Source organism: Escherichia sp. MOD1-EC5189, from assembly GCF_002966045.1.
GTDB lineage: Bacteria > Pseudomonadota > Gammaproteobacteria > Enterobacterales > Enterobacteriaceae > Escherichia > Escherichia coli_F.
In genome coordinates this window covers 1-9,600 of sequence record NZ_PTRX01000053.1, presented here as the reverse complement: position 1 = coordinate 9,600, position 9,600 = coordinate 1, and the positions used below count along the sequence as shown (strand labels likewise).

General features: G+C 50.5%; 10 protein-coding genes and 1 pseudogene. 5 read left to right on the top strand and 6 right to left on the bottom strand.

From position 1 onward, the window contains the following. Positions 1-707, bottom strand: a 707-nt coding sequence (locus ATB02_RS24755; RefSeq protein WP_105272368.1) for an acyltransferase family protein, incomplete at its 3' end; no start/stop codon positions are given. A gap of 262 nt (positions 708-969) precedes the next feature. Here ATB02_RS24755 and lolC point away from each other — a divergent pair. Genes lolC through cobB form a run of 5 tightly spaced genes read left to right on the top strand, consistent with a single transcriptional unit; the run spans position 970 to position 5,884 of the window. Beyond that, positions 970-2,169, top strand: a complete 1,200-nt coding sequence (gene lolC / locus ATB02_RS24750; protein WP_000284704.1) for a lipoprotein-releasing ABC transporter permease subunit LolC — start codon at positions 970-972, stop codon at positions 2,167-2,169. Further along, positions 2,162-2,863 carry a lipoprotein-releasing ABC transporter ATP-binding protein LolD gene (gene lolD / locus ATB02_RS24745; protein WP_001033695.1) on the top strand — a complete coding sequence of 234 codons (702 nt, stop codon included), beginning with the start codon at positions 2,162-2,164 and terminating at the stop codon, positions 2,861-2,863. Before lolC ends, lolD begins: the two co-directional genes overlap by 8 nt. Beyond that, complete coding sequence (lolE, locus tag ATB02_RS24740) at positions 2,863-4,107, top strand: lipoprotein-releasing ABC transporter permease subunit LolE (RefSeq protein ID WP_001251354.1); 1,245 nt, start codon at positions 2,863-2,865, stop codon at positions 4,105-4,107. The genes lolD and lolE overlap by 1 nt, the downstream gene beginning before the upstream one ends. A 28-nt stretch (positions 4,108-4,135) precedes the next feature. Continuing rightward, positions 4,136-5,047, top strand: a complete 912-nt coding sequence (nagK, locus tag ATB02_RS24735; RefSeq protein WP_032302874.1) for an N-acetylglucosamine kinase — start codon at positions 4,136-4,138, stop codon at positions 5,045-5,047. A gap of 15 nt (positions 5,048-5,062) precedes the next feature. Next, a complete protein-coding gene (gene cobB / locus ATB02_RS24730; protein ID WP_000952736.1) occupies positions 5,063-5,884 on the top strand; it encodes a Sir2 family NAD+-dependent deacetylase in 822 nt (273 codons plus the stop codon). Positions 5,885-6,096: 212 nt separating this feature from the next. On the opposite strand, the gene potD is transcribed toward cobB, so the two are convergent. The 5 genes and pseudogenes from potD to ATB02_RS24705 all read right to left on the bottom strand — a co-directional run. Then, positions 6,097-7,143, bottom strand: a complete 1,047-nt coding sequence (gene potD, locus ATB02_RS24725; protein ID WP_000759317.1) for a spermidine/putrescine ABC transporter substrate-binding protein PotD — start codon at positions 7,141-7,143, stop codon at positions 6,097-6,099. Beyond that, positions 7,140-7,934 (bottom strand): spermidine/putrescine ABC transporter permease PotC, encoded by a 795-nt coding sequence (gene potC / locus ATB02_RS24720; protein WP_000580316.1) that lies wholly within the window; start codon positions 7,932-7,934, stop codon positions 7,140-7,142. Before potC ends, potD begins: the two co-directional genes overlap by 4 nt. A gap of 166 nt (positions 7,935-8,100) precedes the next feature. Continuing rightward, the gene (locus ATB02_RS24715) at positions 8,101-9,219 is read right to left on the bottom strand and encodes a phage integrase Arm DNA-binding domain-containing protein (RefSeq protein ID WP_000074983.1); all 1,119 of its coding nucleotides are present in this window, start codon (positions 9,217-9,219) and stop codon (positions 8,101-8,103) included. Continuing rightward, a complete protein-coding gene (locus ATB02_RS24710; RefSeq protein ID WP_000003742.1) occupies positions 9,188-9,457 on the bottom strand; it encodes an excisionase in 270 nt (89 codons plus the stop codon). Before ATB02_RS24710 ends, ATB02_RS24715 begins: the two co-directional genes overlap by 32 nt. A gap of 61 nt (positions 9,458-9,518) precedes the next feature. After that, positions 9,519-9,600: pseudogene (locus tag ATB02_RS24705) on the bottom strand (3'-5' exonuclease); the annotation flags it as partial.

Here is a 9,600-nt window from a genome sequence, read left to right as displayed (position 1 = left end):
AACCAGGCACCGACCGCCAGAACAGCCAGCAAAGAAGCCATCAGCAGATGGCGGCGCAACGGCACCGCTTTAACACAGGTCATTAATGTTGCGCCAAACCATGCGCCAAGACTGTAATAAGGCAAATTGCGGATCACGCTGTTCATTCCCCACCACGGTGTGGGTACGAAATTAACCGCCACACTCATCAGTACAAACAGAACAAATAACGGCAGGGCCAGGCGGTTAAAAATTTTACATATCACGAAATAGACAATTAAAGCATACAGATACCACAAGCTGGTGCTGGCGGTGAACATCCCGTGCAGGAACTCACCGGTGGAATCGGCATAAGCGGCATTGGAGGCATTGCTTAAATCGCGCTCAGGTGCCAGCCACTGATTCAGCGCACTTAACGCCAGCCACTGTACCACGCCCCACAGCGCCAGCACCCAGAAGATGTTCCAGATGCGTTTATCGAGACAATTTCCCCACGGTACGCTGTCGATATAGCGGCGAATCAAATAGCCAGAAATAAAGAAAAAAACCGGCATACGAAAGGGGGCAAGGTAAAGATTGAAATAGATCCAGCATTTGCTCAGGACTTCCGATAACGGATGCTGAAAAGTGGTGAGATGCGGATAAAAGGTAATGACCGAGTGATAAATCACCACCAGGCAAATACATAACCCTTTGATCTGGTTAATCCATAGCTCTTTTTGTTTCATCAGGACAACACGCTCTTTTTTAATTTACATGCGGTTGATCCTGCGGGTTATGACCCGAGGTGTAATGGGTATCTGTCTGTATTGGATGATTTTTCAGATTAAGATCAGGCGGCAAGATTGATGATAAAACATGGCAATTTAGCCGATTGATTTACGGGGACTTTTCAGATTAGCCCTGACGATCACTTACAGTTCAGACGTTTACCCATCTTGCTTTCGCTTATATACTCGTGTCTTTGCTAACAGCAACCAGACGGATTTCATGTACCAACCTGTCGCTCTATTTATTGGCCTGCGTTACATGCGTGGGCGTGCAGCGGATCGCTTCGGTCGTTTCGTCTCCTGGCTTTCTACCATCGGCATTACCCTCGGGGTGATGGCGCTGGTCACAGTATTGTCAGTGATGAACGGCTTTGAGCGCGAGCTGCAAAACAACATCCTTGGCCTGATGCCACAGGCAATTCTCTCTTCTGAGCATGGCTCTCTTAACCCGCAGCAACTCCCGGAAACGGCAGTCAAACTGGACGGCGTTAATCGCATCGCACCTGTCACTACCGGTGATGTGGTACTGCAAAGTGCACGCAGCGTGGCGGTCGGGGTGATGCTGGGTATCGACCCGGCACAAAAAGATCCACTCACGCCGTATCTTGTCAATGTGAAACAAGCTGATCTCGAACCGGGGAAATATAATGTCATTCTCGGCGAACAACTTGCCTCACAGTTAGGTGTCAATCGCGGTGATCAAATCCGCGTGATGGTGCCGTCTGCCAGCCAGTTCACGCCGATGGGGCGTATTCCAAGCCAGCGCCTGTTCAATGTGATTGGCACTTTCGCCGCCAACAGTGAAGTCGATGGCTATGAAATGCTGGTGAATATTGAGGATGCCTCGCGTCTGATGCGTTATCCGGCAGGCAATATCACTGGCTGGCGTTTGTGGCTGGATGAGCCGCTGAAAGTTGATTCTTTAAGCCAGCAAAAACTGCCTGAAGGCAGCAAATGGCAGGACTGGCGTGATCGTAAAGGCGAGCTGTTCCAGGCCGTACGCATGGAAAAAAATATGATGGGCTTACTGCTGAGCCTGATTGTCGCCGTTGCGGCGTTTAACATTATTACTTCGCTGGGGCTGATGGTGATGGAGAAGCAGGGCGAAGTGGCGATCCTGCAAACGCAAGGCTTAACTCCGCGACAAATCATGATGGTCTTTATGGTGCAAGGGGCCAGCGCCGGGATTATCGGTGCGATCCTCGGAGCGGCGCTTGGTGCACTGCTTGCCAGCCAGTTGAATAATCTGATGCCGATAATCGGCGTCCTGCTTGATGGCGCGGCACTGCCAGTCGCTATCGAACCTTTACAGGTCATTGTTATTGCGCTGGTGGCGATGGCTATCGCGCTGCTGTCTACGCTTTACCCTTCATGGCGCGCTGCCGCCACTCAACCCGCTGAGGCTTTACGTTATGAATAAGATCCTGTTGCAATGCGACAACCTGTGCAAACGCTATCAGGAAGGCAGTGTGCAAACCGATGTACTGCACAATGTCAGTTTCAGCGTCGGCGAAGGTGAAATGATGGCGATCGTCGGTAGCTCTGGTTCTGGTAAAAGTACCCTGCTGCACCTGCTGGGCGGGCTGGATACGCCAACCTCCGGCGATGTGATCTTTAACGGTCAACCGATGAGCAAACTGTCTTCGGCGGCGAAAGCAGAGCTGCGCAACCAGAAGCTGGGCTTTATTTATCAGTTTCACCACCTGCTGCCGGATTTTACCGCCCTGGAAAACGTGGCTATGCCACTGCTGATTGGCAAGAAAAAGCCCGCTGAAATCAACAGCCGTGCGCTGGAGATGTTAAAAGCGGTGGGGCTGGAGCATCGTGCGAATCACCGTCCATCTGAACTTTCTGGCGGTGAGCGCCAGCGTGTGGCGATTGCCCGTGCGCTGGTCAATAACCCGCGGCTGGTACTGGCGGATGAACCTACAGGTAACCTCGATGCACGTAACGCCGACAGCATCTTCCAGTTGCTTGGGGAGTTGAATCGTTTGCAGGGCACTGCCTTCCTGGTGGTTACTCACGACCTGCAACTGGCGAAACGCATGAGCCGCCAGTTAGAAATGCGTGATGGTCGTTTGACGGCGGAACTGAGCCTGATGGGGGCGGAGTAATGGCGATGCCTTTATCGTTATTGATTGGCCTGCGTTTTAGTCGCGGACGGCGACGCGGCGGTATGGTGTCGCTGATCTCCGTCATTTCTACCATTGGCATTGCCCTCGGCGTGGCGGTATTGATCGTCGGCTTAAGCGCGATGAACGGCTTTGAACGCGAACTGAACAACCGCATTCTGGCGGTGGTGCCGCATGGCGAAATTGAGGCGGTGGATCAGCCGTGGACTAACTGGCAAGAAGCCCTGGATAACGTGCAAAAAGTGCCGGGTATTGCCGCTGCCGCGCCGTATATCAATTTCACCGGGCTGGTGGAAAGTGGAGCCAATCTGCGCGCAATTCAGGTCAAGGGCGTTAACCCGCAACAGGAACAGCGTTTGAGCGCATTACCCTCGTTTGTCCAGGACGATGCGTGGAGCAATTTTAAAGCAGGCGAACAGCAAATTATCATCGGCAAAGGCGTGGCGGATGCGCTGAAAGTGAAGCAGGGCGATTGGGTGTCGATTATGATCCCCAACTCGAATCCCGAGCATAAACTGATGCAGCCAAAACGCGTGCGTTTGCACGTTGCCGGTATTTTGCAGTTGAGTGGCCAACTCGATCACAGTTTTGCCATGATCCCGCTGGCGGATGCCCAGCAATATCTTGATATGGGTTCCAGCGTGTCAGGTATTGCCCTTAAAATGACGGATGTTTTCAACGCCAATAAGCTGGTACGCGATGCGGGTGAAGTGACCAACAGCTATGTTTATATTAAAAGCTGGATTGGTACTTACGGCTATATGTATCGCGATATCCAGATGATCCGCGCCATTATGTATCTGGCGATGGTACTGGTGATTGGCGTGGCCTGTTTCAACATCGTCTCTACCTTAGTGATGGCGGTGAAAGACAAGAGTGGCGATATCGCAGTATTAAGAACGCTGGGGGCGAAAGATGGTTTAATTCGCGCCATCTTTGTCTGGTATGGATTACTGGCAGGGCTGTTCGGCAGCCTGTGTGGGGTGATTATCGGCGTGGTGGTTTCACTGCAACTTACCCCGATTATTGAGTGGATTGAAAAGCTGATCGGTCATCAGTTCCTCTCCAGCGATATCTATTTTATTGACTTCCTGCCATCGGAATTGCACTGGCTGGACGTCTTCTACGTACTGGTCACAGCATTGTTGCTGAGTCTTTTGGCAAGTTGGTATCCGGCGCGGCGCGCCAGTAATATTGACCCTGCGCGAGTCCTTAGCGGCCAGTAAAGGCAGTACATTAAAACAAGGAGCGGCAATGTATTACGGGTTTGATATTGGTGGAACAAAAATTGCGCTTGGCGTGTTTGATAGCGGTCGGCAGTTGCAGTGGGAAAAGCGGGTGCCGACACCGCGTGACAGCTATGACGCATTTTTAGATGCAGTGTGCGAGCTGGTGGCTGAAGCCGATAAGCGTTTTGGCTGTAAAGGTTCTGTAGGCATCGGTATTCCGGGAATGCCGGAAACAGAAGATGGTACGCTGTATGCTGCCAATGTCCCCGCTGCCAGCGGTAAACCGCTGCGTGCAGATCTGAGCGTACGTCTTGATCGCGATGTCCGCCTTGATAACGATGCCAACTGTTTTGCCCTTTCAGAAGCCTGGGATGATGAATTTACTCAATATCCACTGGTGATGGGGTTGATTCTCGGCACCGGCGTTGGCGGCGGGCTGATTTTCAACGGTAAACCAATTACCGGTAAAAGCTATATTACCGGCGAGTTTGGCCATATGCGTCTGCCGGTTGATGCGTTAACCATGATGGGGTTGGATTTCCCGTTACGCCGCTGCGGCTGTGGTCAGCATGGCTGCATTGAAAATTATCTGTCTGGTCGCGGTTTTGCGTGGCTGTATCAACACTATTATCATCAACCGTTGCAGGCTCCCGAAATTATTGCGCTTTATGATCAAGGCGATGAGCAGGCAAGGGCGCACGTTGAGCGTTATCTGGATTTATTAGCGGTTTGTATGGGAAATATCCTGACCATTGTTGACCCTGACCTGGTCGTCATTGGTGGTGGCTTATCGAATTTCCCGGCAATCACAACGCAACTGGCGGACAGGCTGCCTCGTCATCTCTTACCTGTAGCTCGTGTTCCGCGCATTGAACGCGCGCGCCACGGTGATGCGGGAGGAATGCGTGGTGCGGCTTTCCTACATCTAACCGATTAAACAACAGAGGTTGCTATGCTGTCGCGTCGGGGTCATCGGTTAAGTCGTTTTCGTAAAAATAAACGCCGCCTGCGCGAGCGTTTGCGTCAGCGTATTTTTTTCAGAGATAAAGTGGTGCCGGAAGCAATGGAAAAACCAAGAGTACTCGTACTGACAGGGGCAGGGATTTCTGCGGAATCAGGTATTCGTACCTTTCGCGCCGCAGATGGCCTGTGGGAAGAACATCGGGTTGAAGATGTGGCAACGCCGGAAGGTTTCGATCGCGATCCTGAACTGGTGCAAGCGTTTTATAACGCCCGTCGTCGACAGCTACAGCAGCCAGAAATTCAGCCTAACGCCGCGCATCTTGCGCTAGCTAAACTGCAAGACGCTCTCGGCGATCGCTTTTTGCTGGTGACGCAGAATATCGACAACCTGCATGAACGCGCAGGTAATACCAATGTTATTCATATGCATGGGGAACTGCTGAAAGTTCGCTGTTCGCAAAGTGGTCAGGTTCTCGACTGGACCGGAGACGTTACGCCAGAAGATAAATGCCATTGTTGCCAGTTCCCGGCACCCTTGCGCCCGCACGTAGTGTGGTTTGGCGAAATGCCACTCGGCATGGATGAAATTTATATGGCGTTGTCGATGGCCGATATTTTCATTGCCATTGGTACTTCCGGGCATGTTTATCCGGCGGCTGGATTTGTTCACGAAGCGAAACTGCATGGTGCGCACACTGTGGAACTCAATCTTGAACCGAGTCAGGTCGGTAATGAATTTGCCGAGAAATATTACGGCCCGGCAAGCCAGGTGGTGCCAGAGTTTGTTGAAAAGTTGCTGAAGGGCTTATAAAGCAGGAAGCATTGCCTGATGCGCTACGCTTATCAGGCCTGCGATGGGGCGCAATGAATTGAATTTGCGGGTGTCGTAGACCAGAGAAGGCGTTGACGCCGCATCTGGCATATTTACTGCCTCTTTTAGCGTTTACTCGTCCATAACAGCAACATTAGCCACATCCTTGCTAAATAAAAAACGGGCGGTAATATCACCGCCCGCTTGCTGAATTAACGTCCTGCTTTCAGCTTCTGATAATACTCTTCATAAATGCTGCTGGCTGCGCCAACGTCATTCTGCCATTCGCCATTTTTAATGGTTTCAGCATCCGGGTAGAGCGTCTTATCGTTCGCCACTTCCGGGCTTAACAGCTTACGCGCGGCGAGGTTTGGCGTTGGATAACCGATAGTTTCAGCAACCTGTTTTGCCACATCCGGGCGCAGCAGGAAGTTGATCAATTTCAGCGCGCCTTCTTTGTTTTTGGCATTTGCCGGGATCGCCAGGCTGTCCATCCAGAAAATGCCGCCTTCTTTCGGCCACACCACATCAATTGGCGTACCCGCCTGGCGTGCAACGAAAGCAGAACCGTTCCAGATCATGCCGAGGTTAACTTCGCCTTCCATATACGGGTTCGCCGGGTTATCGGAGTTAAACGCCGCGACGTTTGGCATCAGTTTTTTCAGCTCGTTGTATGCAGCTTCAATCTCTTTCGGATCGGTGGTGTTACCGGAGTAGCCCAGCTTACGCAGCGCCATCTGGAACACTTCACGGGCATCGTCGGTCAGCAGCAGGCTGCCTTTGTACTCAGGTTTCCACAGATCGGCCCAGCTGGTGACAGATTTCGGATCCACCGCATCACCGTTAACGCCAATCGCCGTCGCACCCCAGATATACGGAATGGAGTAGTCGTTATTCGGATCAAACGGCTTGTTGAGCATGTCTGGGTCGAGGTTGCTGAAGTTTGTTAACTTCGACTTGTCGATCTTCTGGATCATCCCTTCTTTACGCATTTTATCGACGTAATAGGTTGAAGGAACCACCAGGTCATAGGCACCGTCTTTGTACGTTTTCAGCTTCGCGTACATGGTTTCGTTCGACTCGTAAGTCGAATAGATAACCTTAATACCGGTTTCTTTGGTGAACTGTTCAAGCAGTCCTGGCGGCACGTACTCGGTCCAGTTGTAGAAATACAGCGTGTTGTTGTCATCGGCGTGAGCGGCGCTCATGCCCAGTGCCAGAGCACCCGCCGCGAGCAGGTGGCGTGACCATTTTTTCATTTAACGTCCCCTGTGTTACCTTTCGTTTTATCACGAGCAATAAGCTGGCTGGCAATTACCATCACCAGCGACAGCACCAGTAATATGGTTGCCAGCGCGTTAACTTCCGGCGATACGCCGACTTTGACCATCGAATAAATTTTTAACGGCAGAATTTCATAGCTTGGTCCGGTGACGAACGAAGAAACTACTACATCGTCCATCGACAGGGTAAAGCTTAACACCCAGCCCGCCGCTACCGCTGGCATTGCCAGTGGCAGAATGATTTTTCGCAGAATGGTAAATTCGCTGGCACCGAGATCTTTCGCCGCTTCCAGCATTCGCACATCAAAACCTTTCAGGCGCGAATACACCGTCACCACCACAAACGGCAGGCAGAAGGTGATATGCGAGAACAGCAGCGACCAGAAGCCAAGCTGAATACCCAGCAGCATAAACAGCACCAGCAGAGAAATCGCCATCACAATATCTGGTGACATCATCACCACAAACAGCATTCCGCTAACGAACGGCTTACCACGAAAGCGATAACGGTACAACGCAACTGCCGTCAGTGAACCGATAAGCGTAGCAAACGTCGCCGAAAACACCGCCATCGTCAGTGAATGCTGAGCTGCCTGCAACAGACTGTCGTTGTTCATCAGCAGGCTATACCATTTGGTGGTAAAACCCTGCCAGTTGATGCCAAAGCGCGAGCTGTTGAAAGAGTTCACAATCAAAATAATGATTGGGATATACAGGTACGCGTAGATAGCGGTCATAAAACCGCCGCGAAGCAGTCGACCGATCATTCGAGTTCCACCTTCTTATTCATAAGGCGGGACACTTTCAGGATTTTGAATTTATTCAATTTTTTCCTTTCTCCAAAATCTCTCCAAAACGTTTCCCCAAAACTAGGCCACGCATTTTACAACACTTTTTTCCTGAGATGGTGACGGATATTCCATATGGTGTTTGTTAAATAACCAACTTAACCCATTCCTGACCTCGAGTATCGTTATAGCGATCGGTGGTTGCCTGGACTTTATGTCCTAGTAATGTTTTTGTATCGATACCCTGTGCACGGTACAGCCGTTCTGATAGAGAGCGTTGTTCATGAAATGTTGGCGGAGTTTTTCCTGCTGGTGGAATTATCCCAGCCAGATCCCGTGCTTTGGCAAAGTAGTCGCTCAGGTTGTCTTTACTCATCGGCTTCGGTTGTTTCTGGTGCCGACTATGGATTAGATATGGACTTAATATTCTGTCTCGGCACCCATCAATAACTTCTTTTAACGTTATCCCAATGGCATCACAGCGTAGTGTAAGCGGTAACGCCAGACGCATTCCGGTTTTTCCCTGGGTGATATGCAAGTGTTCGTTCCACACATCTGAAAAACGCATGTGGCAAATGTCATCACGGCGCTGACCAGTAACAATCGCAAGAAGCATTGCGTTACGGATAAAGTGTTTTTCAGGCGTTGCATTGTAAATTTTTTGCCAGTCTTCCATGGTGAGCCTGGCTCTGGTTACTTTAGGGATCGGTTTACGGGTAGCCTCCGGAGGATTCCATCCAGGAGGAACTTCCCCTGCATGCTGTGCTTCTTTATAAATATCAACCCATAATCCACGATTTACTCTCGCTGTGCTGACCATGTCTTTATCCAGCCACTCATCCAGTATTAATGCAAAGTCTCTTACTTCCAGTTCTTTCAATGGGTGGTTTCCCAGACGGGAAACCAGGTATGCAGCCATTCGAGTTTTTTCTTTGTGAGTTGTAGCTGCAATATCTCCATTTTTCAGTCGTGTGTCCTGTATTTTCAGATATCGATCAACCCATGCCTTTAATCTGATACCCCGACGTTTTGTTGCTGACGGACTTTCATCAATTTTGCGCATGAAATATTCAGCTTCTGCTGCAGCTATTCGCTGATTGGCTGTGGAAGCGATTTTTTCTGCCTTACCTTTGTCTGTTCCGAGTCCGTGAAATTTTCCAGTCACAGGATTTTTATACTGGTAGTAAACTCTGCCAGTTCTGCGATCAAACTTTTCGTAAAGACCGGCTACGTCAGTGCTGTTTTTTCGTGGCCTCGGTGACATGAGTTAAAATCTCCTTCAGTGCATCATCATCGCCAGTATGAATTTCCGGCGCAATTCCCGTTTCACCAGGCCCAACAAATACTGCTCGGCGATCTATCAGCCAACGCCCACGAATTTTTTGTGGCCTTGGAACGATGTATCCTAGTTTTCCGTATTTCACCAGGGTAGTGTTTGTTATTGGGAGACTGAACCGTTTTGGTTTCCACTCGTCGAGCGTTATCAGGTACTGTTCGCTCATGGCTATCACTCCGGAACGCGCCAGTTGCAGAATATCAACGACAACTGGCGACGGTTGAACATTAAAAATCAGCCTGACTCGGGATCAGTTTTTGCCAGATAACTGAAACGTATTTTGCCTGGTAACGGGCGTCATCAAGTGCA